The organism is Ralstonia sp. UNC404CL21Col (assembly GCF_000620465.1).
In the GTDB taxonomy this organism is placed as follows: domain Bacteria; phylum Pseudomonadota; class Gammaproteobacteria; order Burkholderiales; family Burkholderiaceae; genus Ralstonia; species Ralstonia flatus.
The window spans coordinates 269292-293293 of record NZ_JIBE01000003.1 but is presented as its reverse complement, the minus strand read 5'-3'; the positions used below and the strand labels follow the sequence as shown (position 1 = coordinate 293293).

Sequence of the window (24002 nt, the reverse complement as noted above, 5' to 3'; positions counted from 1 at the left end):
GTTTTCGCTGCAACACGAAGCGAAATGCAGTAAGAAGCAAGCAGTAAAAGGCAGTACCTTGGGGCTATAGCTCAGCTGGGAGAGCGCTTGCATGGCATGCAAGAGGTCAGCGGTTCGATCCCGCTTAGCTCCACCAAAATGCCGGAAGATTCGATTCAAAAATAAATTTTGAAAAGAGGCTTCCAAAACGCAAAAAAGTTCGTTATAGTAGCGGACTTCGCAGCGTAAGACAGAAAGCGTTGCAAAACAGTTTCTGTCCCCTTCGTCTAGAGGCCTAGGACATCACCCTTTCACGGTGAGTACAGGGGTTCGAATCCCCTAGGGGACGCCAAAACAAGAGCTTAACCAGAAGCTCATTAGCAGAATCAGTCTCTAGCTGATTTTGCAACCGACACGGAGCGGTAGTTCAGTCGGTTAGAATACCGGCCTGTCACGCCGGGGGTCGCGGGTTCGAGTCCCGTCCGCTCCGCCAAATCAAAACCCGCTGCTTGCAGCGGGTTTTTTCTTTTGCGCTTTCTATTCAATTCCAGTCGATCCGGATTGATGTCGTTTTAAAGCGGCCGCGAATGGCTTGCTTTAATCGGCGGTGCGGCTGACGCGATTGAAATAGCTGAGCAGCAACGCACCGGCCACCATCAAACTGAGCGCATTGGCGGCCCAGAACCCGGCTGCGCCACGCAGTGCCGTCGCAACGTCCCCCAGCAGTCCAAATCCGAGCACATAGCCGCCGCCCAGGCCTACGCCCCACAGTGAGAGCGCGTAGATAACGGTTGGGATGAGCGCGATCTTGTATGCGCGCAGGATAAACGCCGTCATGACCTGCACCGCATCGAACATCTGGTAGAAGGCGATGAAGGGCAGCAGGGGCACCGCAGTCGCCAGGACAGCGGCATCGTGCGTGTAGAGGCTCACCAACTCCCGCCGTAAGAACAAGACGGCCGCGCCAACAATGACCGCACACATCACCGCCAACCTGATGCCGTTCAACGAGATGCGCCGGGCCGCCACGCGATCGCGCGCGCCGATCGACTGCGCAGCCAGTATCGACGTCGCGATCGACAGGGATAGCGGCACCATGTAGGCCACCGCGCCAAGGTTGGCGGCAATCTGATGCCCTGCCAGGACTACCGTGCCAAGGCGTGCGATGAAGATCGCCATCAACGTGAACGACGTGATCTCGATCAGGTAGGTGAAGCCCATCGGCACACCCAGGCGTACCAGCGCCCACAGCCGCGCGCGATTGGGTGGCGAGTACTGCGTGAAAATCGCAAACGGCTTGTACGCCGGGTTACGCATCAGGATGGCAGCCGCAGCGACAAACCAGAGCCAACTGATGATCATCGAGGCGAGTGCGCATCCCGGGCCGCCCATCGCTGGGATGCCCATGCCGCCATACAGGAACAGCCCGTTCAGCGGAAATTTGATGACCAGGCCGGCAAGCTGCAGCACCGTCACCATCACAGGGCGCGACAGCGCGTTGTTCAACGCGGAGTAGATCCGGAAGCCGAGCGCTGCGGGCAACGCGAGCGCTTCATACCGCAGGTAGGCGGTGGCTTTCTCGGTGAGTTCGGGCGTGGCGTCCGCCAGCTGCAGGAGTGGGGCAGGGAACCACAGGATCAGCATGCCGATCGCCGCGAGCACCAGTCCGAGCCAAACGGCCTGGCGGACCTCCTCGCCGATCTCGCTGTGCCTTTGCGCGCCGTACAGTTGGCCGGCGATGGGCGAGAGCGCTTGCAGCACGCCCATCAGGCTGATGTAGACCGTCACATAGATCGACCCGCCGAGCCCGATGGCAGCAAGATCTGCCGCCGAGGCGCGGCCGGCCATCGCCGTATCCAATACGCCGAAGGCAATCACAGCCAACTGGCCGATCAGTACCGGCCAAGCCAGTGCGGTAATGCGGCGGACGTCGGCGACAAACATGTGCGTGCTACCGGATGCGTTACGGGCGCAGCTTGCGTCGGCGTGTGGTGGCCGGTGTGGGCGGCGGATGTGTGGCGGCAGCCGCCTCGGTCAGGCGGTACATGCGGAAGTGCTCGTCGCGGTCGGCGGGGCGGCGGCCTTCCCAGATCAGGCGCCACTCGTAGTTCGACACGCTTGTCGGCGCGCCATAGTCATACGGGTCATGACGCAGCAGGATGTCGCAGTTGTCCTCGGCGCTGCCAAAACGGATATGGCCGAAGTACGCGAACGACGCGAGCTGCGCATCGCCCATGCGGATCGGCTGCACACACGTGTAGGTGCGCGGCAGCGCCAGGGCGGCTGACTGTGCGACATCGCGGTACGTCTTGGCGTAGTTGATGGTGGGCAACCACAGCGTCATCATCAGCACCCACATGAGCGTGGTGCCGGCGGCCGAGATCACCACTGCGCGCCAGATGGCCTTGGGCGCACGTGATGTGCGCCAGACGACGATCAGCACCCACGCCGCGGTCACGAGCAGCGCGCAGACCAGTGCGGTCCAGCTGAACTCGGGGCGATAGCCCGGCACGATGCGGTACACGTTGCGTGCAAGCTGAGGCGGAAAGCCGGTCATCTTGGCAATCCACAACAGCCAGAGAGTGCCGCCCAGAATGGTGAAGGCCAGCAGCGCAAACCAGTCGATTGCGCTGATTGCGCCACGCTTGAGCGTGGGCAGCGCGAACGTCGCCATCACGGCCATCGGCGGAATCAGCAAGAGGAAACCATCGTCGCCCGGGTGAGGCTGCATGAGCAGCAACACAAATTGCGGCAGGAAGACAGCCAGCGGCAGGGTGATATGCGGAGCGGTGCGCATGCCGCCCCAGCTCTTCCATGCCCATGCGGCCAACGGCCAGACCGGCCACGCAAACAGCGGCAGGTTGCGTGCGACAAAGCCAAGCGAATGGGCGGTCGGGCCCGCATATTGGTGGCGATCGAAGCGCGCCCATTCGCGGATGTAGGTCACGGCGTCAGTCGGATTATTTGCCAGCAAGTACGCCATCGCCGGCCACGAGCAGCCGAGTACGAGCGACACGGGCAGCGCCACTGTCAGCAGCGGGCGCAGCGGTATCACTCGCGTGGCATGTGCGGCGATCAATACGGCCACCGCGATTGCCAATGGCAGGATCGGGCCGCCGGCCAGCGAGAGGCAACCGATGCCGATGCCGTAGATGAGGCTGCCGTGCACCGGTTTGTCGAGCGCTCGGATCAAGCCATACACCGCGACCGCAACGAAGCACAGCGCGCCGACCAGCGGTGTCGTTTCGTGGCCGCGCTGTGCAAGGCCCACACAGGCCAGGAAGATCAGCAGTGCACCATCCGCCAGCGTACGGCCGTAGTCACGCGTGTTGGGCTGGCCGCCGAAGACGAATTCAAAGGGTTGGACTTCTGCGCGGCGACCCAGCAGATACGCGCCATACCAAATGCACGCGCTGGTGACGAAGAAGAAGAGAGCGGTGGCCAGGCGCGACGCATCTGCCGGCCCCAGCCATTGTCCGAAGAGGCGAATGAAGGCGCCACCGATCCAGAACACCAGCGGCCCCGATTGCACGATCGGGCGGCCGACGATGTTGGGCATCAGCCAGTCCTGCGCATTGCCCGTGGCGAGCGTCCACATTGCGCCGAAGCCGGCGGCGTCTTCGTTCTTCCACGGGTCGCGCGAGAATAGCCCCGACAGGCCGTAGATAACGCAGATGGCGAGCAGCAGCCAGCGCGGCAGCTCGCGGGTGGCGGCGGCAGTCAGGCGGATGCGCGAGACGCGGGTGGTGTTCATCGAGTGTCAGACCGGGCGAGCCCAGCCGGGGTTGCACAGCGACGTGCGGATCGTAAAGAGGGGCCGAATCAATGGCCTACCATGTGCCGAGAAACAAAAAAGGCAGCCGGAGCTGCCTTTTTCTGACCACTAAGACGGTCTGCACTGAGCGGGTCATGCGCTGAGCCGTCTCCGGCGCCGGTATTACTTGGCAGCCTTGCCGATCTTGCTGCCGAACTTGTTGCGGAACTTTTCGACGCGGCCGGCCGTGTCCAGGACCTTTTGCTGGCCCGTGTAGAACGGGTGCGATTCGGACGAGACTTCGATCTTGGCCAGCGGATATTCCTTGCCGTCCAGCGTGATCACTTCCTTGGTCTGGATGGTCGAGCGGGTGATGAACTTGAAGTCGCTGGACATGTCCTGGAACACGACTTCGCGGTAATTCGGGTGAATGCCTTCTTTCATGATGGGCCCTGGGGTAGAGGTAGCCAATTCGCGGCGCGCTTCAGGTGCTCACAGGGTAGGAGCCACCGTGCGACCAGCCCTCGAATCACTTGCCGGGTGGAGAAACGAGAATTATGCCAGAGAAACAAAGGCTTGAGCAACGCGCTTGCCGCAAAATCCGTCGTGCCGGTGCATCGAAAAGTGACTAATCAAGCCTATCTCGATCAAGGCGCGGCCAAGCGCTCGATCGTCAGCACGCCGTGGCCGTCCAGATCCATCGTTTTGGTGTCGCCGATGCGCAACGAGGTGTCCAGGTTGCGCGTCCAGGTATCGACCCGGGCAGGGGCCTCCGCGTCGGGCGAGGGCTGGAACCGATGCAGCGTTACCCCGATGGACAGCGTCTGGAACTCGCCCGACACGACCATCGGCTGCAGGGTGACGTCGACGCCAGTCTTCGCCCAGCGGTGACGTATGAATTGGCACGTGGTGGTGTCGCAGCCCTGCGGGATCGTGTCGTCGGGAAGGCCTGCGGCGAAGCGCGTCTCCCATTCTTTGCGCGGCATCGAACCGCCTACGTCGTACGTATGCGTACGTTCGAGCACGGCAACGTGCTGCCCCGTGGGGGACGTGTCCGTCGCAAGCGTGACGCGTTTGGTCTCGGATTGCCCATCGAATTGCGCGGTGACGCTGAGGACCACGGGCACGGTCGGTTGTGCCGACACCGTACCGGCAGCGAGCCAGCTACCGAGCAGCGTTGCACGAAGCGCTTGGCGAATCGTCATGGCAGGAAGCCCTCCTGGCGTGGTTCAGATTCCAGCACGCGCCGTGCCGGATCCTGCAGGTAGAAGGCCTGCAGGAGCGCGTACAACGACGGCAGCGTCTCGAGCATGGCCACCGGTTCGACGAAGAACACCTCCGACGCCACCGCAAAGAACTCAGCCGGATGCTCTGCGCCATAAGGGTCGAGCAACGACAGGATCGGATCGTCGCCCCACCGGCGCTCGGGAATCTGCTCGCAACGATGGGCAAAGGCGTCGTACTCGGCGAAGAGGTCATCGGCCCATTGCTCGCGGTCGACGCTGCCATGCAGGCGCGAAGAAAACGCCGGGATGCCGTCCGATTCGCCGTTGAGCATGTCCAGCTTGTGCGCGAACTCATGCATGACCACGTTGTACGGCTGCCCGCCGGGCTCGGCCAGTGCGCCTCCGAGTTCGATGTCCTGCCACGACAGGATGACCGGGCCGTGCTCCCATGCTTCGCCGGCGGCTTCTTCACGCACGTTGTGGACCACGCCGTCTTCGTCCATGACTTCCTTGCGGATGATGAACTCGCCGGGGTAGATCACCACGCCGTGCCATCCGCCGTACCACGACATGCCCAACTCCAGGATCGGCACACTGGCCTGCACGGCAATGCTGATGACCATGTCGTCGGTGAGCGGCAAATCGTGCGCGGTTGTGAATTCCTTTTCGGCGATGAAGAGCGTGGCTGTTTCACGAAGGCGTGCGAGGTCGGCGTCGGACCAGTTGAGCAGAAAGGGCAGGCCATCGAGTGCGCGTGACCACAGCGCGTCGGAAATGGCGTAACGCGCCAGGCGCCGCGTACGTGCGCGGCCTGAGAACCAGCGGAAAACGGACGAAAGCATGCGGCCAGTATATCGGCCGTCGCGTGCGACTTTGCGACGTGCGCTCTCGCTTTGGATGGAATCAGGCGACCGAGAGCAGGCGCGCGCCGCGCTGATTGGCGACGTACACCGCCTCGGTACGGCTGCGGACCTTCAGGCGCCGATACAGCGTGCTGATATGCGCCTTTGCTGTTGCTTCGGAGATATTCAGCATGCGGCTGATCGTCTTGACCGGATGCCCGCGCGAGAGCAGCACCAGAATCTCGTACTGCCGCGGCGTAATGCCGAGCAGCTTCGGATCGGTCTGCGGATCGCCTGCCAGCGCCGGGTTAGGCGCGCCATCCAGGCGCGACTCCGGTAGCAGGGCGCTGGCCGGAATGTATTGACCGCCCACCAGCACGAGTTCAAGAGAGGCCGCGATGACTTCGCCGGGCGAATGTTTGAGCGTGTAGCCGGACAAGCCCATCTGCATGAGCGTGCGGATGATGTCGGGCGATTCGGATTCGGCCAGCACGACCACGTGGCGCGCGTGCGGCCGGTGCATGATCTCGCCGATGGCTGACAGCTCATCAAGATGTGGCAGCGGCAGGCCGATGACAAGAAGGCCCGCGTCGGCATTGGTTTCGATGGCGTCGAACATCCCTTCGTCTGGCTCGACGACAGTGACGCCAGTGACGCCCTTGAGCGTCCGTAGCAGGTGCGCAATGCCTGTACGCACCAACGGATGGGCTTCGATCAAAACAGTGTTCATCGTTGTTCTCGACCTGTTACCGATCTTGCGAACATCCTTGTCGCCCAGGCGAGATACAGGCCGGAGCAGACCCCCGTTCCGAATCATTTTAGTGGCGGAAGTCAAAAATGACAGCCGCCACGGCCATGCCTCGGGACCTTCGTTGCCGAGTCCTGGCTACTGTAGCCCAGCGTTTGCCAGGGTGCGCAATTCGACCACCTGAGAGCCTGCACCCGTCAACAGCGGCATTTTTATCGCGCCAGCTGTTTCAATCGCGACACAAAAATCGCGTGCAATGCCGGGTTGCTTGGTTCTCTGTGTGGAAAATATCCCGTTAAAACAAGGCGTTAGCCGTCATGGCATGGATGTCGCTCTATACCCGTCGGGGAGGAGCGAGCCATGCCGACATTCGCGCAGCGCTGTGCTCGACGTTTGCCGTTTGGGTGGACGGTCGAGAAGACCGGAGTGGTCGCGAATCGCGCGGCCATGGTCGTCATGAGGCCGGCGTTCGGAGTAGACGGCGATTTCATCATGCGGCATGCAATCACGCTGCTGATCGCCCTTCGAAGGGTTCGCGCCGATACGTTGCCGGCGCGACTCGCCTTCGGTGTCATTCCCACCCGCGCATTCGATCCATCCACTGATTCTGTCGTGTCCGCTCTCACGGAGGGCGAACCGAGTACGTCGCATGCGTGGCCTAACAATCCAACGGCGACGGGGGTTGCGCAATCCCCCCGGAAGTGGGGTGTGTCGATATATGCCCGCTGCCATGCCGGATTCCAGACGCAGCGACCGTCTTTGGCCGGTCTCGTTACGCTTTGCGCGGCGCCGCACGCACCAAATGTGGCGCTTTCGCAACGTACCGCGAACGGACTGTCGCTGCAGCTGTTCAATGGTTTCGTGCTCCGTCCCCCGGCGGGCACTCTTTTCTCTGCCGCTATCCTCGAGTGGGGTCCCGATGCAAGCCAACCTCACGGCGTTCGCCGCGCTGGCGCCGCCGCATTATTCAGCATTCGCAGTGCAATTCACTGCATTGAACCAGGTCATGGATGGATCGGCCGAGGGAAGGCGTCCTGATTGAGCGTTCCTGCCGCATCCAAGTACGCCAGGGGGCGCAGCTTCAAGCTGCGCCCCTCCCTGGAATATCCCTGATGCGACGACGCCTAAGCCGGATGCAGCGGATGCTCCGCCCGAATGCCGTGCTTCTGCATTAACCGATACAGCGTGACGCGAGACACCGCCAGTTCGCGTGCCGTCATGCCCATATGAAAGCCGTTGCGGGCGATGGCCGTGCGGATGGCATCCGACTCCGCACCTTCGCGTGCTTCTTCCAGCGTCTGGCCCGACACGGATGCGTAGCCTTCGAGGTGCAGATCGGCGGCGGAAATCTTGCGGTTGTCGGTCATCACCAGTGCGCGGCGCACGCGGTTGATGAGTTCGCGTACGTTGCCCGGCCACGGGTAATGCATCATCGCGTGCAACGCGCAGGGCGTGAAGCCGCGGATGCGGTGCGAGGCTTCGCTCGCGTGCTGCGCCAGGATGTGTTCGGCCAGCAGCACGATGTCGCTGCCGCGCTCGCGAAGCGGCGGCACGGACAAGGTCAGCACGCACAGTCGATGAAACAGATCGGTGCGAAATCCCCCGTGGTGCTGGGCCGCTTCCAGATCCACGTGCGTTGCCGAAATGATGCGGATGTCCAGCGGAATCGCCTGGTGTCCGCCAAGCCGCGTAATCGTGCCTTGTTGCAGGAAGCGCAGCAGGCTGACTTGGCTCTCGAGCGGCAGATCGCCGATTTCATCGAGGAACAGCGTGCCGCCGTTGGCGTGCTCTACCCAACCGATATGACGCTGGTGCGCGCCGGTAAAGGCACCTTTTTCGTAGCCGAACAATTCTGACTGGATCAGGTGCGGCGGAATCGCCCCGCAATTGATGGCGATGAACGGGCCGCCTGCGCGCGAGGACGCCTCATGAATGGCCTGCGCGGTCAGTTCCTTGCCGGTGCCCGACTCGCCCGCGATAAACGCGGGTGCGCTGTTTTGGGCGACCTTGCGGATGGCGCGAAACAGGCCGTGCATGGCGGGGCAGTCGCCCAGCATGCGCGCATGATTGGCCTTCGGCGCTGGTGTGACTTCCTGCGCGAGCGACGCCATACCCCAGGCGTGACGCAGCGAATACGCAGCCTCGTCCGTGCGCAGCGGCATTTGCACGTAGTCCACGCAGTAATCGCGCACGAGCTGCCGTACGCGTTCGTGATTCAGCATGGCCGGCGGCAGCGCGGCCACCCAGCCCACATGTGGCACCTGCATGCAGCGCTCGAGCAAATCCAGCTCCGCAGCCGAGAACGCGCTGCCGAAATCGACCAACCCTGCCGTGGGAACGCCGTCACGAATGGCACAGCCCAGCTCACGCATCGACGTCACACGTCGCACGTGCCAGTCCGCGCCCAGAATCGTCTCGTCGATCTCCCCCATCCCCGCACGTGACGCCACTACGACGGTTCGGCACGCAGCAGTACATTCCAGCGACTCTTCGCGCATGGTTTCCCCCGTTCGATTTTTGGTGTGGTTCCTTCTTTGCCGAGGCGGCTCAGCCAGGGCAGGCTTGCAGTATGGTTGCCGGGTTTCTGTTTTGCGATGACGTTTAAGGACGATGGTGGCAAACGCTTGCGCCCGGCACCTGTAATGCAAATGAACTAGCGAATTTCACAACTTTGACGAGAAAATCCGCTGGGAAAACGGGCGGTTGACCGGGCAATAAAAAAGCGCACCACAACGGGTGCGCTTTTCGCTATGCAGGCAGGAGACTTAGCCGCCGCGTCGCATCATGTCGAAGAACTCGGCGTTGTTCTTCGTCGTCTTGAGTTTGTCGAGCAGGAATTCCATCGCCTCGACTTCATCCATGTCGTGGATGAACTTACGCAGAATCCACACCTTCTGCAGGATGTCCGGCTTGATCAGCAGCTCTTCGCGGCGCGTGCCCGACTTGTTCAGGTTGATGGCCGGGTAGACGCGCTTCTCGGCAAGGCGGCGTTCCAGGTGCACTTCCATGTTGCCGGTGCCCTTGAATTCTTCGTAGATCACGTCGTCCATGCGGCTGCCGGTTTCGATCAGCGCCGTGCCGATGATGGTGAGGGAGCCGCCTTCTTCCAGGTTACGTGCGGCACCGAAGAAACGCTTCGGGCGCTGCAGCGCGTTGGCGTCGACACCGCCGGTCAGCACCTTGCCCGAGGTCGGCACCACGGTGTTGTAGGCGCGGGCCAGACGCGTGATCGAGTCCAGCACGATCACCACGTCTTTCTTCAGCTCGACCAGGCGCTTGGCTTTTTCGATGACCATTTCAGCCACTTGCACGTGACGCACGGCAGGCTCATCGAACGTCGATGCCACCACTTCGCCGCGCACGGTCCGCTGCATTTCGGTCACTTCTTCCGGGCGCTCGTCGATCAGCAGCACGAACAGCTCGGCTTCCGGATGGTTCGTCGCGATGGCGTGCGCAATGTGCTGCAGCATCACGGTCTTGCCCGACTTCGGGCTTGCCACCAGCAGCGCGCGCTGGCCGCGGCCGATCGGGGCAATCATGTCGATGATGCGACCGGTGATGTTCTCTTCGGCCTTGATGTCGCGTTCGAGCGTGAGCGGCTTGTTCGGGTGCAGCGGCGTCAGGTTCTCGAACATGATGCGGTTCTTGACCGCCTCAGGAGGCTGCGCGTTGACCTTGTCGACCTTCACCAGCGCGAAGTAGCGTTCGCCGTCCTTGGGCGTGCGGACTTCGCCTTCGATCGTGTCACCGGTGTGCAGATTGAATCGGCGGATTTGCGACGGGCTGATGTAGATATCGTCGGTGCTGGCCAGATACGAAGTCTCGGGCGAGCGCAGAAAACCGAAGCCGTCCGGCAGCACTTCAAGCGTGCCATCACCGAAAATCGTTTCGCCCTGTTTCGCCTTCTTTTTCAGGATGGCAAACATCAATTCCTGTTTGCGCATGCGCTGCGCGTTATCGATCTCCAGCTGCCCCGCCATTTCCAGCAATTGGGACACGTGCAAGGATTTCAGTTCTGTCAGATGCATAGACGAAAGATGAGGGAAGGGCCCGAACGGGCGGCGAAACGAGAAACGGGGGAGGGGGGAAAGGTCGAGCGAACGCTCGGGGAAACAGATTGGCTGCCATCTTAGCACAACGCTGGCGAGCTTCCAGGCGGAAGTGCGCCAGCGTGTGTGGGGGGCAACGCGAAGGGTTGCCCGCAGCCGAAAACGGCTTACAGGTGGCTGTCCAGGAATGCGGTCAGTTGCGACTTGGACAGCGCGCCGACCTTCTGGGCGGCCACAGCGCCATTCTTGAACAGAATCAGCGTCGGGATGCCGCGAATGCCAAACTTGGCCGGCACGCCCTGGTTCTCATCGACGTTGATCTTGGCGATCTGCACTTTCTCGCCGTAGTCCTTGGAAACTTCGTCCAGGATCGGGGCGATCATCTTGCAGGGACCGCACCATTCGGCCCAGAAATCGACCAGCACGGGTTTGTCGGACTTGAGCACGTCTGCCTCGAAGGACGCGTCGCTCACATACTTGATCTGTTCGCTCATGGCGGGAACCTCTGTTATTTCGTAAAAGCTGGCGACGTGCGCCGAACCCATACATTACACGATTACACGAACCGGCGTGTATTGGGACCACTGTCGGCGCGGGTGCTGCTGATATAGTACCGAGGCCCCCGTTTTCAACCGATTTGACCGTTGATTGTGGCTATCGCACCGATAGCTGCAGGTCTTCGCTTCCCGGTATATCGCCATATTCCACGCATGCAGACGCTTGCCTTCGCGCCTGGCCCAGCATTCCTTTCCCGTGCCGCCGACGCTGCATGGCGCTTTCTGGATGCGCATGCGCAAGCCGCCGGCAGCGCTACGATCGTCGTGCCGACCGCCGCGCAGATACCGGGCGTGCGCAGTGCCCTGCATGCCAGCGCGCAGGCGACCGGCACGCCGCGTTTGCTGCCGCGCATTCTGACCCTGGGGCACTGGCTGCTCGATTTGCCGCCGGAAGCAGGTTTGCCCGCCGCGCGCACGCCGCTGTCCCGATTGCTTGCGGTGCAGCAGGCCCTCAAGACGCAGGCTTGGCTGCGTGAAGCGCTCGGCGCGCAGGACGATGCCGCACTCTGGGGCGTCGCGCAGGTGCTCGTGACGGTGTCGGATGAACTGTCGCAGCGCTGGCTGACGCTGGATGCGGCGCATAGCGGCGCAGATGGGCGGCCCGACGAGCTGGAGTCGGCGTTGGCCGAAGCGTTGGAGCGCACCTACGCACAATTGTCTGAACGCTTTCTTGGTACCGAATCGCGCATTGTGCTGACGTTCTGGCGCTTGCTGTCAGGCGCGACGGACCCGATTCCAATGCGCCTGCGCGCCATGCGGCGTCTGCTTGACGAACTGCACGGCCCTGTCGTCTGGATGAGTCCGACGGACGCCGAGGCGGTCGACCTCGATTTCCTGCAGCGCGCCGCCGAGCGCGTGCCGGTGCTGAGCATCGGCTACGACTGGAATGCGCCCGAGACCGGCACATCCGCGGCGCCTTCCACGCATGCGGATTTCCGCGACTTGCTGCTGCACGCCTGGCCCGAATGTGCGACGGCCGCACAGGCTGAGGACGATGGCGCCGATGCGCAGATGCCGGCGCCAATCCTGCGCATAGCCGGCGCCGCGCGCTTTGAGGACGAAGCGGCCTTTGCCGCGCATACGCTGGTCGATTGGCTGAACACCGGGCGCCGCTCGTTGGCGTTGGTGGCGCAGGATCGCATCGTGGCGCGGCGCGTTCGCGCGTTGCTGGCGCGCGTGAACGTGCCGGTGCGGGATGAGACCGGCTGGAAGCTTTCGACGACGCGCGCCGCCGCAGCGCTCATGCGCTGGGTCGACGTGGTGCAGGGCGACGGCGATACCGCGGCGCTGCTGGATCTCGTCAAAAGCCCTTTCTGTTTGCGTGACGCCGATGCCGGCACTGCCACGCCCGCATGGGTCGCAGAGCTGGAGCGCCGGGTGCGCCGGCACAACGTTTCGGGCGGTTGGGGACGGTTGCGCCGACTGGTGGCCGACCGCTCCGCCAATAAAGCCGATGGCGAAGCAAAGGTCAGCCGCCTGGCCGATCGCGTCGGCGTGTTGGCCGACGAAGCGGCGTTGTGGCGCCGGGCAGGCAGCGCGACGCTTGACGCGTGGGTAACGCTGCTGGCAGGGACGCTCGATCGCCTGCATATGCGCACCGGCTTGCAGAACGACGATGCAGGTCGTCAGTTGCTGGATTGGATTGACCGTCTGCGCACATCGATACACGGCAGCACCGATGCGGGCGCGCGGTTCTCGCTCACCGAGTGGCGGGCGTTGCTGTCGATGCTGCTCGAATCTGCGGTCTTCAGTGAGCCTTCACCGCCCGCGGACCGGCGCGTTGTCATCCTGCCGCTGAATGGCGCGCGCATGCGGCGCTTTGATGGCGTGGTGGTGGTCGGCTGCGATGATGCGCAGCTGCCGTCCGCACAGCCGGAATGGCTGTTTTTCTCCAACGACGTGCGCCGTGAATTGGGTTTGCCCGACCGCGCCCAGCGCTTTGCGCAGCAGGCGCGGGACTTGGCGGAAGTGCTGCTCAATCAGCCCGAGGTGGTGTTGTCCTGGCAACGCCACGGCGGACGCGGCGAGCCGCATCGCCTTTCCGGCTGGCTCGAACGTCTGCAACGCCGGTTGGCGGTGAGCGGCGTGCGTATCGATACGTCCGTCACGTTGCCCAGCCTGCAGACCACCAGCCAGCCGACCGACATGCCGGCGCCCGCCGCTCCGACGCTGGTGCCGTCCACGCTGAGTGCGGCTGCTTACAACAGCCTGCGCCGCTGTCCTTACCAGTTTTTCGTCGGCCGCATGCTGCGCCTGGGCGAGTTGGAAGAGGTGTCCGACGAGCTGGAGAAACGCGACATCGGCGAGATTTTGCACGCGATCCTGCATCGCTTTCACCGGCAGTTGCTGGAAGCGCCGATGCACGATCCGGCGGATCGCCAGGCACTGCTGCAGGCCATCAGCGACGAGCAGTTCAGCCCGCTCCTGGCCGAGGATGGCAACGCGCTGCGCTTCTATCGGCGCTGGCTTGGCGTGATGCCGTCGTACCTGGCGTGGCAGGCCGCGCGCGAGGCCGATGGCTGGCGCTTTGAAGCCGGTGAGGTCGATGTCGATACGTCCATCACGTTGCCGGACGAACGCCCGCTGCGCCTGCGCGGCCGTATCGACCGCATCGACGTGCACGACGAACACGGCGTGGCGGTGCTCGATTACAAGACGCAATCGCAAATGGTGCTCGTGCGTCGCGCCAAGACGCCGTTTGAGGATTGCCAGCTGCCGTTTTACGGCGTGCTCGACGCGCGTGCGGACTCCGGCGGCTGGGTTTCGCTGGACGGCGAGGCGCGCGGGGACAAGCGCGATGTTGCATTGCCCGACTTCACGCAAGTCGTCGAGTGGTTGATCGAACAGATGCAAAAGGACATGACGGCCCTCGCCGCCGGTGCGCCGCTGCCGGCTTTCGGCGATGAATCGGCGTGCCGCTATTGCGCGGCGCGTGGCCTGTGCCGCAAGGGGTATTGGACCGACGGCGCGCCCCGCGAACCGGAGGACGCGGCATGAGCGATCACGCTTACGAACGCGACGGCGCGGCCGTCTCGCCCGAGGTTTTTTCGCGCGCGGCGTGCGATCCGCAGCGCTCCGTGGTCGTGGAAGCGTGCGCGGGCAGCGGCAAGACGTGGCTGCTGGTCACGCGCATGTTGCGTTTGCTGCTGGCAGGCGCTGCTCCGGCGGACATTCTCGCCATCACGTTCACGCGCAAGGCGGCCGAAGAAATGCGGCAGCGTTTGCTCGACATCCTCGCGCAGCTGGCCAGCGCCGACGATGAAGGCGTCGTGCGAGAACTCATCGCCCGCACGGTGGATGAACGCGATGCGCCGGCGCTGATCGAAACCGCGCGCGGGCTGTATGCGCGCGTGCTGGAATCGCCGTCGCGCATGGCGATTGATACGTTTCACGGCTGGTTTGGTTCGCTGCTGCGCGGGGCGCCGTTGTCGTCCGGCGTGCAGCAGGGCGCGTCGTTGCGTGAAGACGCCGGGCGGCTGCGGCGTGAAGCGTGGGCGCCTTTCTGGCGCGGCTTGCTCGCCGAAGATCACGCTGAATTGCGCGCCGCGTATGAAACGCTTGCCGATCTGGTCGGCGATTTCCAGGCCGGTCGCCTGCTCGACGCCATGTTCCATCAGCGCAGCGATTGGTGGGCGTACAAGACCCAGGCGGGCGGTCGTCCGCTGGATGCGTTGGATGAGCTGCTCGGCGACGATGCGACGGTCGATCCGCTGATCGAAGCGCTGCAGGATGCAGCGTTGCTCGCCGACATGCTGCGCGTCTCCGGCTGGCTCGGGCAAGGCGGTGCGGCCGAGGGCAAGCGCGCGGTGGCCATTGAATCTGCGGTTACCGCCGCGCGCGGAATGGACCTCTCGGATGAGGCGGCCCGCGCGCAAGCCTTCGAGACGTTGTTTGCCGCATTCCACACGCAGGCCGGCAAGGCGCGCGCGTGCAAGCCGACCAAGGCGCTCATCAAAGCCGTCGGCGATGAGCACGCGCAAACGCTGGTGACCTTGCACACCACGCTCTGCGAGACGCTGACCGCCATCCAGGCCCGCCGTCAGGAAGCCCGCGTGCGCGCCGTCAACGCAGCGTTGTTTGCGCTGGGCGACGCGCTCATCGATCGCTATCAGGCGTACAAGCGCCAGGCGCGGGCGATGGACTTCACCGATCTCGAATGGGAAGCGGCGCGCCTGATGCAGCAAGACGATACCGCCGCCTACCTTCAGGTGCGGCTCGACGCGCGCTACAAGCATCTGCTGCTCGACGAGTTTCAGGATACGAACCCGATGCAGTGGCGCATCCTGCAAGGCTGGCTGGCCGGCTATGCGGGCACCGGCACGCAGCCCAGCGTGTTTCTGGTGGGCGATCCGAAGCAATCGATCTACCGTTTCCGCCGCGCGGATGCGCGATTGTTCGATGCTGCGCGGGAAATGCTGGTCGCTGAATTCAACGCGACCGTGCTGCGCACCAACCGCACGCGTCGCAATGCGCCGGCCGTGCTGGAGTGGGTCAACGCCGTATTCCTGCAGGCGCGGGCGCGCGGCGACTATCCCATCTACGCAGAGCAAAGCACCGCCGTGGATGCGCCTGTGGGCCAAGCGCTGCTGTTGCCGCTGGTGCCCGTGCCTGAAGTCGAGCAGGCCGACGAAGCTGCACCCCGCGACACGCTCACCGAACCGCGTGAAGAGGCCGGCGATTCGCAGCGATATGCAGAAGGCCGCCAGGTGGCCGCGTGCCTGCATGCGTTGCACGCGAATGAGCGCATTCGCGAAGGCGGTGTCGAGCGCCCTGTGCGCTGGAGCGATTTCCAGCTGCTCGTCCGCCGCAAGCGCTATCTCGCCGATTACGAACGCGCGCTGCGCGACGCGGGTGTGCCTTATCTGAGTCCGCGCCGCGGCGGTCTGCTCGCAACGCTCGAAGCGCTCGATTTGTGCGCGCTGCTCGATTTCCTCATGACGCCGCAAGCCGATTTGTCGCTTGCACATGTGCTGCGCAGTCCGGTCTTTGCCGCCTCGGACGACGACCTCATCGCGCTGGCGCAGTTTGGCGAAGGCGCGGTCGCACTGACGTGGTGGGAGCGGCTGACCGCGTTGGCGGGCCAGGCTGACGCATCGGCTACTTTCCGTTACGCGCATCGCATGCTGTCGCGTTGGCTGGCGGTGGCGCCCACGCTGCCGGTGCACGATCTGCTGGATCACATCGTCTACACCGGCGAACTCAAGCGCCGCTACGCAGAACGCGCGCCCGCCGCCAATCGCGACCAGGTACTCGCCAACCTGGATGCGTTTTTGAAGCTCGCGCTCGACCTGGACGGCGGTCGGTATCCGAGCCTGCCGAAATTCATGGCGGAGCTGCGCGCCATCCGCCAGGGCGACGAGGACGAAAGCCCCGACGAAGGCATGCAGGGCGACACGGAAGCGCCGGATGCCATCGACGCCGAAGTCGCCAGCGAAGGACTCGACGCTGTACAGATATTGACCGTACATGCGTCGAAGGGGCTCGAAGCGCCGTTCGTCGTGCTGCTCGACAGCCACCACAGCGACGCGCGCGTCGACACCGCCGGGATCTTGATCGATTGGCCGCCCGGCGCGCCGGCACCCGCGCATTTCTCGGCGTTTGGCAAGACATCCGAGCGGGGTTTGGCGCGCGAGCCCCTCTTCAAGCAGGAAAACGAGCTTGCGGAGCGCGAGAACTGGAATCTGCTCTACGTGGCGATGACGCGCGCGCGGCAAGCGCTGATCGTTTCCGGCGTCGCCAACAAGCGTGATGCCACGGCGGCCCAATCTGTCGATGAGGGCGATGCGCCTGACGTGGATGGCACGGCCAGTTGGTACACGTTGCTCGCCACCGCGGGCGTCGCATCACCCGCGCCAATGCTTGATGGCGCAACCGATTCGGCCGTCAACGCGGCCGCGGCGGAGGCTGTTTCTTACCACGACTTCCGCGCGCCGCTGACGGTGACGGTGCGTGTCGGTGCGGCTGGCGCATCCGCCGAGGGGCCCGCCGATATCGTCTTCGACCAAGGCGCCGTGGCGCAGGGCGAACTGCTGCATGCGGTGCTCGAGCGCCTGACGCGCCGGGGCTTGCCCGAACAGGCGCCCGACGCCGAGACGATCACGCGCTGGTTCGGCGCGACCGGCGTTACGCAAGCCGATGCCACACGCGCCGCCGATGCCGTGCGCCGGATGCTTTCCGCCCAAGCGCTGGCGCATGTCTTCGACCCCGCGCACTTCGACGCCGCGCATAACGAGGTGGAACTGTTCGGCCCCGACGGCGCGCTGTTGCGCATCGATCGCCTGATCGAACGTGGCAACGACATCCTCGTGGTCGACTACAAGCTACGCCTGCTGCCCGTCGAACGCGCCGCCTATGCGGACCAGCTGCGCGGCTATGTGGCCGCCGTCGCGCCGATGTATCCGGGGCGCAGCGTGCACGCGGGCGTGGCGACTGCGCAGGGGGAGTGGATCGGCCTGGATGCGCTGCCCAAGCCGGTACAGGCGTCACACGACGACAGCCAAGGCGCGTTGTTCTGACGCGGGCAGGACAGACGAAAAGGGGAAGGGTGATGCGGAAGGGAAAAGAGAAGGGGGACGAGCCTGACCCTCGGCACTGGCGGAAAACGGCTGTGGCTGCTTCGTTCCCGACCTGACCAGGTTGACCGCGCCACCATGCGAGGAGGCCCGTCCGACCGCCATTGTAACCGACTCGCACGTCCCCACTTGAATATCCTTGCAATTCGCTCGGCGCGCATGGCGGTTGACCCCTCCAAAACCGCGTCGGAAATCCACCTCGCTTTGCTACAATCCGCCGCATGAGTTATCAAGTGCTCGCCCGCAAGTGGCGCCCTCGCGATTTCACCACGCTGGTCGGTCAGGAACACGTGGTGAAAGCGCTCACGCATGCGCTCGAACAGCAGCGCCTGCACCACGCATACCTGTTCACGGGTACGCGCGGTGTCGGCAAGACGACGCTGTCGCGCATCCTTGCCAAATCGCTCAATTGCGTCGGCGCGGACGGGCAGGGCGGCATCACTGCGCAGCCGTGCGGCGTGTGCCGCGCCTGTACCGAGATCGATGCCGGGCGCTTTGTCGATTACATCGAGATGGACGCCGCCTCCAACCGCGGCGTCGACGAGATGGCGCAGTTGCTGGACCGCGCCGTCTACGCGCCCACAAGCGGCCGCTTCAAGGTCTACATGATCGACGAAGTGCACATGCTGACCAACCACGCCTTCAACGCGATGTTGAAGACGCTGGAAGAGCCGCCCGAGCACGTCAAGTTCATCCTCGCGACCACCGATCCGCAGAAGATTCCGGTGACGGTGCTGTCGCGCTGCCTGCAGTTCAACCTCAAGCAGATGCCGCCGGGACACATCGTGTCTCACCTTGACCGCATCCTCGGGGAAGAGGGCATCGCCCACGAGCCGAACGCGCTGCGTCTGCTCGCGGCGGCCGCACAAGGTTCGATGCGCGACGCGCTTTCGCTCACCGACCAGGCCATCGCGTACAGCGCGGGCGAGGTCAGCGAAGCCGCCGTGCGCGGCATGCTCGGCGCGATTGATCAAAGCTACCTCGTGCGCCTGCTCGACGCGCTGGCCGATGAGAACGGCGCCGCGCTTGTCGAGATTGCCGATGAAATGGCCGGGCGCAGCCTGAGTTTTTCGGGCGCGCTGCAGGATCTTGCATCGCTGCTGCAGAAGATTGCACTGGCGCAGGTTGTGCCCGCCGCTGTGCAAGACGACTGGCCCGAGGCCGACGATGTGCGCCGGCTTGCCGAGCGGTTCGATGCGCAGTCGGTGCAACTGTTCTACCAGTTTGCCAATCTTGGCCGCAACGAATTGGCGCTGGCGCCGGACGAGTACGCCGGCTTTACGATGACGCTGCTGCGCATGCTGGCGTTCCAGCCCGGGCAGTCGGGTGGGGACGCAGCGCCGCCTTCGGGCGGCGGCGGCGGGAAGCGCGCGATGCCGCTGGCGGCAACACCGGCCACATCGACGCGTCCTGCCGTCACAGCGACTGCGCCGATAACCGCACCGGTCACCCAGGCCGCGCCAGTGGCGACGCGTGCGGAGCCGATGGTTGAGGCGCCGCGTGCGACTTATCAGGCGACCCCGACGGCGCCCGCGCCGGTACCCGTTGCAGCCGCTGTGCAGGCGCCGGCTGCGGCGCCAGCGCGTCGCTCGCCGGCCATGGAGGCATTGGCCGCTGCGCGCCAAGCGTCGAGTCGTGGTCGGGGCGGAGCTTCTGCACCTGCCGCCACGCCGGTAGCGGCGCCGGCACCTGTCGCACGTCCTGCTCCCGTGGCAGGCCCGCGCCCGAATCCTGCTGTGCCGGCATCAACGTCATCGCCGCAGCGGCGTGAACCGCCGGTTGCCGCTGCTGCACCTTCCGACGACGGCCCGCCGCCTTGGGATGAAATGCCAGGCGAATTGGCTTCGCCGTCGCTTGAAGAGATGGATGCGGCGTTTGCCGGCTGGGATTCCGCTTCGAGCGTGCGCCCTGGAGCGCCTGAGCCGGCAGCACGTCCGGCACAGATCGAGGCGCCGGTAGCCGCATCGGCACCGGCACCGACCAAGGCAGTCCCCCCAGAGCCGGTAGCCGCAGCTACGCCGCCTGACCTGAGCGCCAGCGGCCTCACCACCTTCGATGGCAATTGGCCGGCGTTGGCCGCTAGCCTGCCGATACGCGGTCTGGCCCAGCAACTGGCTTACCAGAGTGAGTTGGCAGCCGTGGAGGGCGCCACGATGCGCCTGCGTGTGCCGTTGCCTCCGCTGACCGACGCCAACGTCGTCGAGCGCCTGGAAGCGGCATTGACGGAACACTTCGGCACGCCCGTTCGCGTGGCGTGCGATATCGGACCGGCACGCGCCACCGCCGCAGCCGTCGACGCTGAGCAGCGTGCCGAGCGCCAACGCAATGCCGAAGAAGCCATCGCCGCCAACCCGTTTGTGCAGGCGCTGGTGCGGGACTTTGCCGCACAGGTTGTCCCCGGTTCAATCCAACCGCACGCGCACTGAACCGACTTCCAAGACTGAACATTGAACATCGGCGCGCCCATGAGAGCGGCGCGCCTTGCATGACCCATTTCAAGGAGCAACGACCATGATGAAAGGCCAGATCGCCGGGCTGATGAAGCAGGCCCAGCAGATGCAGGAAAACATGAAAAAGGCGCAGGAGCAGCTCGCCCTGATCGAGGTGGAAGGCGTGTCCGGCGCGGGCCTCGTGAAGGTGGTGATGACCTGCAAGAACGACGTGAAGCGTGTGTCGATCGACCCGAGCCTGCTGGCCGAAGGCGAAGACAAGGATCTGCTGGAAGACCTGATCGCCGCCGCGTTCAACGACGCCGTGCGTAAGGCCGAGACCACTACGCAAGAGAAGATGGGCTCGCTCACTTCCGGCCTGGGTGGTATGGCTAGCATGCTCCCGCCCGGCTTCAAGCTGCCGTTCTAAACAAAGCCCGCCAGGATCGCGCCATGGTGCTGGAATCCGCGCTGCTGCACGTCAGGCCCGGCCAGGAGGCCGCCTTCGAGGCGGCCTTCGGTGAGGCGCGTCACCTCATCGGTGCGATGCGGGGGTTCGTTTCGCTGTCGTTGTCGCGCTGCACGGAGCGGGCGAGCGACTATCTGCTGCTCGTGCAGTGGCAGACGCTGGAAGATCACACCATCGGCTTCCGGCAGTCGCCCGAGTACCAGCGCTGGCGTGCGCTGCTGCACCACTTCTATGATCCGATGCCGGAAGTGCTGCACCACACGACTGTTCTGGAGCACGCGTGATGCGTAACGCTCCAGGTACGCCGTCGGCGCTGCAGATGCTGGTCGAGGCCTTGCGCGTGCTGCCGGGGGTCGGCCCCAAGTCTGCCCAGCGGATGGCCTATCACCTGATGCAGCATGATCGCGAGGGCGCGGCGCAACTGGCCCAGGCGCTGTCTGAAGCGACGGAATCCATCCAGCATTGCAGCCGATGCAATACCTTTACCGAGCAGGAAGTTTGCGAGACTTGCCTGGACACGCGCCGCGATGCATCGGTCCTGTGCGTGGTGGAAACGCCCGCTGATCAGATGATGATCGAGCAGACGCTGACCTATCGCGGTCAATACTTCGTGCTGATGGGGCGGCTCTCGCCGCTGGACAACATCGGCCCGAAAGAGATCCACCTCGAACGCTTGCTGGCCCGTGCGACCGATCCTGCGCTGGGCGGGCCGTGCACCGAGGTCATCCTCGCCACCAACTTCACCAGCGAAGGCGAGGCGACGGCGCACTACATCGGCGAGATGTTGAAGGCCCGCGGCATCAAGGCGACGCGTCTGGCGCGTGGCGTGCCGGTGGGCGGTGAGCTGGAATACGTGGACGCGGGCACCATCGCCCGCGCGGTGCTGGATCGGCGTCAGCTCTGAGCCGGCGCCGCTGAACGTCAGAACTCGGTATGCAGGCGCGTACCGAAAAACACGGCGGGGCCGCGATCCGCGTTGTAGCCGGGGTTGCGGATCCATTGCACGTCGGCGCTGATCCACAGGTGCTTGGCCGCCTGGAAGCTATAGAAGGCCTCGACGATCTGCTCGGGCGCGTAGTTCAGCTTGCCGTCTCCCAGGAATACGCCCACGCCGCCTTGCTGCAGGTAGCGGCGGTGATCCGGCGACAGCATGTTGATGGCCGCCGCCAGGCCCACCGTGTCTTCCGAACGTCCCCATTTGCTGCCCTTGACGATCGTGCCGAACGACACCGAACGGTCGATTTCCGTGAAGGCGTACGTTTCCGTCTTGCCGTCCGCCCACGACGCACGAGCGAAGACGCCAATGTCGTCGTTGATCTGCTGTTCGCCACCGATGCCGACACCGACCTTGGTGTTGTCGCGTCGCGTGAGGCTGACGTCCGGCGCGCCGCCTGTCGATTGACCCAGGGCGAGGGCATCGTTGTAGCGCGCCATGTTGGTTCGGTTGCGGAACAGCATGACGCGCAGCTTGCCCGGCTGGCCGGAAAGCGTGTGGCTGCGCTCGACTTCAAAGACATCGCCGTAGTGGCGGCCGATGCGTGTGTCCAGCGGCAAGCCGTTGGACTCTTCGGGCTGGATGAAGCGGCCGATGCGGTACGCCCAGTCGCCGTCGTAATACTCCAGGGCGGCGCCCCAGGTGTAGCCGCGGGCATCGGCGGCGTAGTCGAACGCGCCGTGCGTGAGGAATGACCAGTTCAGGAATTGCGTGCGCGGGTCATGTGCGTATGTCACGCTGTCGAACACGTCCAGCACCGAAAAATTACCTGCCGTAAAGACCAGGCGACGCTTGTCGACCGGGCCGGCAAACTGGTTCATCTCGGCTTCCTGGTCTTCGGTGCCGCCGCCCAGGCCAACGGTCTGGCGGAAGAAGGCGCGTGCGCGGTAGAGCGTCGGGTCCGGGCCGGCCGTCTTGGCCAGCTCACCGTTGGTGAATCCGGCTAGGCCATGCAGGCCCGAGAACGGCTGACCGAGCGCCATTTCGGGGTTGATATGGACTTCGGCGCCTTGCCAGAGGCGCATGCCCAGATCAAGCGTCGTCGTGACCGAATAGCTCGTTGTCGACTTGCCCGACAGGCTGTTCGGCCCGCTGTACGGTGAGTGGAACGACAGGTCGTGCTGCCAGACGTAGGTCGCCTGGCCGTGGACGGCAAAGCGGTCTGGATCGTTGATCGCCCACTTGCCGCTGTCACCTGATGTGCTTTCAGCTGCCAAGGCATGGCCGGCGCTCAGGGAGAGGGCGCACAAGGCAGTCAGGCGGGCAAGACGGAACGGAAGCAACATGGCAGCAAGCAGGGAGAACGCCGTTAGAATCCCTTCTCGGATCGGGGAACGGCCAAAAGCCCGCCATGTTAACCGTGAGCGGATGACGGCCGGATGAAACACGCAGGAAACATGCCCCGATATTGCATCGATGTTGTGTATTCCCCACCTCCAGCTCTCCGCGATGAATCTCGCCCGCTTCGATCTCGTCACCCTTGGCCTGTTTGTGGCGGTGGCCCGGCTGGGCAGCATCTCGGCTGGGGCCCGCCAATCGCACTTGGCCGTTGCCGCGGCGAGCAAGCGGATTTCCGATCTCGAAGCGGCCGTAGGCGCGCCGCTGCTGTATCGCCATGCCGCAGGCGTGGAACTGACCGAGGCCGGCCAGGCGTGCTTCCGCCATGCTGTCGGCATCCTGCAGGACGTCGAGCGCATGGCGGGCGCGCTGTCGGACTTTGCCGCCGGCACGCGGGGGCTGGTGCGCGTGTGGGCCAACACCTCGTCGATTACGCAATTCCTGGCCGATGACCTGGCCGCGTTCATGCTGGCCAATCCGGCCATTCGCATCGCGCTGGAGGAGCAGGACAGCGGCGATATCGTTGCCGCGCTGCGCGAGAACCGGGCCGACCTCGGCATCTTCGCAGCCGGTACGCCGTGCGACGGGCTGCAATCGTTCGACTACCGCGAAGACGATCTCGCCTTGGTCACGCCGCGCGGGCATCCGTTGGCCGGGCGCAAGCAGGTCCATTTCGCCGACGCCGTGGATTTCGATTTCGTCAGCCTGCCGCCGGGCACGTCGCTGGCGGCCCAACTCGTCGACGAAAGCCTTCGGCTGGGCAAGCCGCTGCGCCTGCGCATCCAGGTGCGCAGCTTCGAAGCCGTCTGCCGGATGGTGGCCTCTGGCCTGGGCGTGGGCGTGTTGCCGCGCATCGCCGCACAAGGGCATGTATCGAGCCTGCCGGGCGCGGGTCTGGCGCTCGTGGCGCTCCAGGACGAATGGGCGCATCGCCGCCTGCTGGTGGGCGTGCGCGACCCCGATGCGCTGACCAGCTCGGCGCGTCTGCTGATGACGCATCTGCTCGGCAACCCCACCGCACTCTGAATTCAACGCTTTCCATACG

The 24002-nt window shown here is 64.4% G+C and carries 18 protein-coding genes, 3 tRNA genes and 1 other RNA gene; 11 read left to right on the top strand and 11 right to left on the bottom strand.

Annotation, left to right across the window (positions count from 1 at the left end):
• Window positions 1-60: 60 nt before the first annotated feature.
• The 3 genes from N511_RS0101390 to N511_RS0101380 all read left to right on the top strand — a co-directional run bounded on the left by N511_RS0101390 (window position 61) and on the right by N511_RS0101380 (window position 472).
• Window positions 61-136 (top strand) — tRNA-Ala (locus N511_RS0101390).
• 119 nt (window positions 137-255) lie between these two features.
• Window positions 256-331 (top strand) — tRNA-Glu (locus N511_RS0101385).
• Between the two features lie 64 nt (window positions 332-395).
• Window positions 396-472: transfer RNA gene (locus N511_RS0101380), tRNA-Asp, on the top strand.
• A gap of 104 nt (window positions 473-576) precedes the next feature.
• Here the strand turns inward: N511_RS0101380 and N511_RS0101375 are convergent.
• From N511_RS0101375 to N511_RS0101350, 6 genes are all read right to left on the bottom strand, one after another.
• Window positions 577-1923: an MATE family efflux transporter gene (locus tag N511_RS0101375; RefSeq protein WP_027677661.1), complete on the bottom strand. Its 1347-nt coding sequence runs from the start codon at window positions 1921-1923 to the stop codon at window positions 577-579.
• Between the two features lie 19 nt (window positions 1924-1942).
• Window positions 1943-3733, bottom strand: a complete 1791-nt coding sequence (locus N511_RS0101370) for an ArnT family glycosyltransferase (protein WP_027677660.1) — start codon at window positions 3731-3733, stop codon at window positions 1943-1945.
• 183 nt (window positions 3734-3916) lie between these two features.
• On the bottom strand, window positions 3917-4177 hold the full coding sequence (locus tag N511_RS0101365; RefSeq protein ID WP_027677659.1) for a type B 50S ribosomal protein L31: 261 nt from the start codon (window positions 4175-4177) through the stop codon (window positions 3917-3919).
• A gap of 203 nt (window positions 4178-4380) precedes the next feature.
• On the bottom strand, window positions 4381-4938 hold the full coding sequence (locus tag N511_RS0101360) for a hypothetical protein (protein ID WP_027677658.1): 558 nt from the start codon (window positions 4936-4938) through the stop codon (window positions 4381-4383).
• Window positions 4935-5801 (bottom strand): zinc-dependent peptidase, encoded by an 867-nt coding sequence (locus N511_RS0101355; protein ID WP_027677657.1) that lies wholly within the window; start codon window positions 5799-5801, stop codon window positions 4935-4937. Before N511_RS0101355 ends, N511_RS0101360 begins: the two co-directional genes overlap by 4 nt.
• A 61-nt stretch (window positions 5802-5862) precedes the next feature.
• Window positions 5863-6531 (bottom strand): LuxR C-terminal-related transcriptional regulator, encoded by a 669-nt coding sequence (locus N511_RS0101350; RefSeq protein ID WP_009238433.1) that lies wholly within the window; start codon window positions 6529-6531, stop codon window positions 5863-5865.
• Between the two features lie 378 nt (window positions 6532-6909).
• On the opposite strand from N511_RS0101350, the gene N511_RS24655 reads away from it, so the two are divergent.
• Window positions 6910-7587, top strand: coding sequence for a hypothetical protein (locus N511_RS24655; protein WP_197032022.1), 678 nt, complete (start codon window positions 6910-6912; stop codon window positions 7585-7587).
• An 86-nt stretch (window positions 7588-7673) separates the two neighbouring features.
• Here N511_RS24655 and N511_RS0101345 read toward each other — a convergent pair whose 3' ends face one another.
• The 3 genes from N511_RS0101345 to trxA form a co-directional block, all read right to left on the bottom strand.
• A complete protein-coding gene (locus tag N511_RS0101345) occupies window positions 7674-9047 on the bottom strand; it encodes a sigma-54 dependent transcriptional regulator (protein ID WP_027677656.1) in 1374 nt (457 codons plus the stop codon).
• Window positions 9048-9314: 267 nt separating this feature from the next.
• Complete coding sequence (rho, locus tag N511_RS0101340) at window positions 9315-10577, bottom strand: transcription termination factor Rho (RefSeq protein ID WP_027677655.1); 1263 nt, start codon at window positions 10575-10577, stop codon at window positions 9315-9317.
• Window positions 10578-10765: 188 nt separating this feature from the next.
• Window positions 10766-11092 carry a thioredoxin TrxA gene (trxA, locus tag N511_RS0101335; protein ID WP_004626253.1) on the bottom strand — a complete coding sequence of 109 codons (327 nt, stop codon included), beginning with the start codon at window positions 11090-11092 and terminating at the stop codon, window positions 10766-10768.
• Window positions 11093-11308: 216 nt separating this feature from the next.
• On the opposite strand from trxA, the gene N511_RS0101330 reads away from it, so the two are divergent.
• Together N511_RS0101330 and N511_RS0101325 are read left to right on the top strand one after the other, a co-directional pair.
• Entirely contained in the window at window positions 11309-14152 is a 2844-nt protein-coding gene (locus N511_RS0101330) for a PD-(D/E)XK nuclease family protein (protein WP_027677654.1), read from the top strand.
• Window positions 14149-17670: a UvrD-helicase domain-containing protein gene (locus N511_RS0101325; protein ID WP_027677653.1), complete on the top strand. Its 3522-nt coding sequence runs from the start codon at window positions 14149-14151 to the stop codon at window positions 17668-17670. Before N511_RS0101330 ends, N511_RS0101325 begins: the two co-directional genes overlap by 4 nt.
• Before the next feature lie 53 nt (window positions 17671-17723).
• On the opposite strand, the gene ffs is transcribed toward N511_RS0101325, so the two are convergent.
• Window positions 17724-17822, bottom strand: an RNA gene (gene ffs, locus N511_RS24650) — signal recognition particle sRNA small type.
• 126 nt (window positions 17823-17948) lie between these two features.
• Between ffs and N511_RS0101320 the strand changes: the two genes are divergently transcribed.
• The 4 genes from N511_RS0101320 to recR all read left to right on the top strand — a co-directional run bounded on the left by N511_RS0101320 (window position 17949) and on the right by recR (window position 21529).
• Window positions 17949-20153 (top strand): DNA polymerase III subunit gamma/tau, encoded by a 2205-nt coding sequence (locus N511_RS0101320; RefSeq protein WP_027677652.1) that lies wholly within the window; start codon window positions 17949-17951, stop codon window positions 20151-20153.
• Window positions 20154-20238: 85 nt separating this feature from the next.
• Complete coding sequence (locus tag N511_RS0101315) at window positions 20239-20586, top strand: YbaB/EbfC family nucleoid-associated protein (protein ID WP_027677651.1); 348 nt, start codon at window positions 20239-20241, stop codon at window positions 20584-20586.
• Between the two features lie 23 nt (window positions 20587-20609).
• A complete protein-coding gene (locus tag N511_RS0101310) occupies window positions 20610-20909 on the top strand; it encodes an antibiotic biosynthesis monooxygenase family protein (RefSeq protein WP_027677650.1) in 300 nt (99 codons plus the stop codon).
• Complete coding sequence (gene recR, locus N511_RS0101305; protein ID WP_012435307.1) at window positions 20909-21529, top strand: recombination mediator RecR; 621 nt, start codon at window positions 20909-20911, stop codon at window positions 21527-21529. Before N511_RS0101310 ends, recR begins: the two co-directional genes overlap by 1 nt.
• 17 nt (window positions 21530-21546) lie before the next feature.
• On the opposite strand, the gene N511_RS23640 is transcribed toward recR, so the two are convergent.
• Entirely contained in the window at window positions 21547-22836 is a 1290-nt protein-coding gene (locus tag N511_RS23640) for a carbohydrate porin (RefSeq protein WP_231479560.1), read from the bottom strand.
• Between the two features lie 232 nt (window positions 22837-23068).
• Here N511_RS23640 and N511_RS0101295 point away from each other — a divergent pair, with 232 nt between their 5' ends.
• Window positions 23069-23983 carry a LysR substrate-binding domain-containing protein gene (locus N511_RS0101295; protein WP_027677648.1) on the top strand — a complete coding sequence of 305 codons (915 nt, stop codon included), beginning with the start codon at window positions 23069-23071 and terminating at the stop codon, window positions 23981-23983.
• Window positions 23984-24002: the final 19 nt, after the last annotated feature.

Bases quoted from the DNA above. Each gene is read 5' to 3' on its own strand.
- trxA (WP_004626253.1), bottom strand. From the start codon at position 11,092: ATGAGCGAACAGATCAAGTATGTGAGCGACGCGTCCTTCGAGGCAGAC.
- N511_RS0101295 (WP_027677648.1), top strand. From the start codon at position 23,069: ATGAATCTCGCCCGCTTCGATCTCGTCACCCTTGGCCTGTTTGTGGCG.
- N511_RS0101345 (WP_027677656.1), bottom strand. From the start codon at position 9,047: ATGCGCGAAGAGTCGCTGGAATGTACTGCTGCGTGCCGAACCGTCGTA.
- rho (WP_027677655.1), bottom strand. From the start codon at position 10,577: ATGCATCTGACAGAACTGAAATCCTTGCACGTGTCCCAATTGCTGGAA.
- N511_RS0101310 (WP_027677650.1), top strand. From the start codon at position 20,610: ATGGTGCTGGAATCCGCGCTGCTGCACGTCAGGCCCGGCCAGGAGGCC.
- N511_RS0101365 (WP_027677659.1), bottom strand. From the start codon at position 4,177: ATGAAAGAAGGCATTCACCCGAATTACCGCGAAGTCGTGTTCCAGGAC.
- N511_RS0101330 (WP_027677654.1), top strand. From the start codon at position 11,309: ATGCAGACGCTTGCCTTCGCGCCTGGCCCAGCATTCCTTTCCCGTGCC.
- recR (WP_012435307.1), top strand. From the start codon at position 20,909: ATGCGTAACGCTCCAGGTACGCCGTCGGCGCTGCAGATGCTGGTCGAG.
- N511_RS0101325 (WP_027677653.1), top strand. From the start codon at position 14,149: ATGAGCGATCACGCTTACGAACGCGACGGCGCGGCCGTCTCGCCCGAG.
- N511_RS0101375 (WP_027677661.1), bottom strand. From the start codon at position 1,923: ATGTTTGTCGCCGACGTCCGCCGCATTACCGCACTGGCTTGGCCGGTA.
- N511_RS0101350 (WP_009238433.1), bottom strand. From the start codon at position 6,531: ATGAACACTGTTTTGATCGAAGCCCATCCGTTGGTGCGTACAGGCATT.
- N511_RS0101315 (WP_027677651.1), top strand. From the start codon at position 20,239: ATGATGAAAGGCCAGATCGCCGGGCTGATGAAGCAGGCCCAGCAGATG.
- N511_RS0101355 (WP_027677657.1), bottom strand. From the start codon at position 5,801: ATGCTTTCGTCCGTTTTCCGCTGGTTCTCAGGCCGCGCACGTACGCGG.
- N511_RS0101370 (WP_027677660.1), bottom strand. From the start codon at position 3,733: ATGAACACCACCCGCGTCTCGCGCATCCGCCTGACTGCCGCCGCCACC.
- N511_RS24655 (WP_197032022.1), top strand. From the start codon at position 6,910: ATGCCGACATTCGCGCAGCGCTGTGCTCGACGTTTGCCGTTTGGGTGG.
- N511_RS0101360 (WP_027677658.1), bottom strand. From the start codon at position 4,938: ATGACGATTCGCCAAGCGCTTCGTGCAACGCTGCTCGGTAGCTGGCTC.
- N511_RS0101320 (WP_027677652.1), top strand. From the start codon at position 17,949: ATGAGTTATCAAGTGCTCGCCCGCAAGTGGCGCCCTCGCGATTTCACC.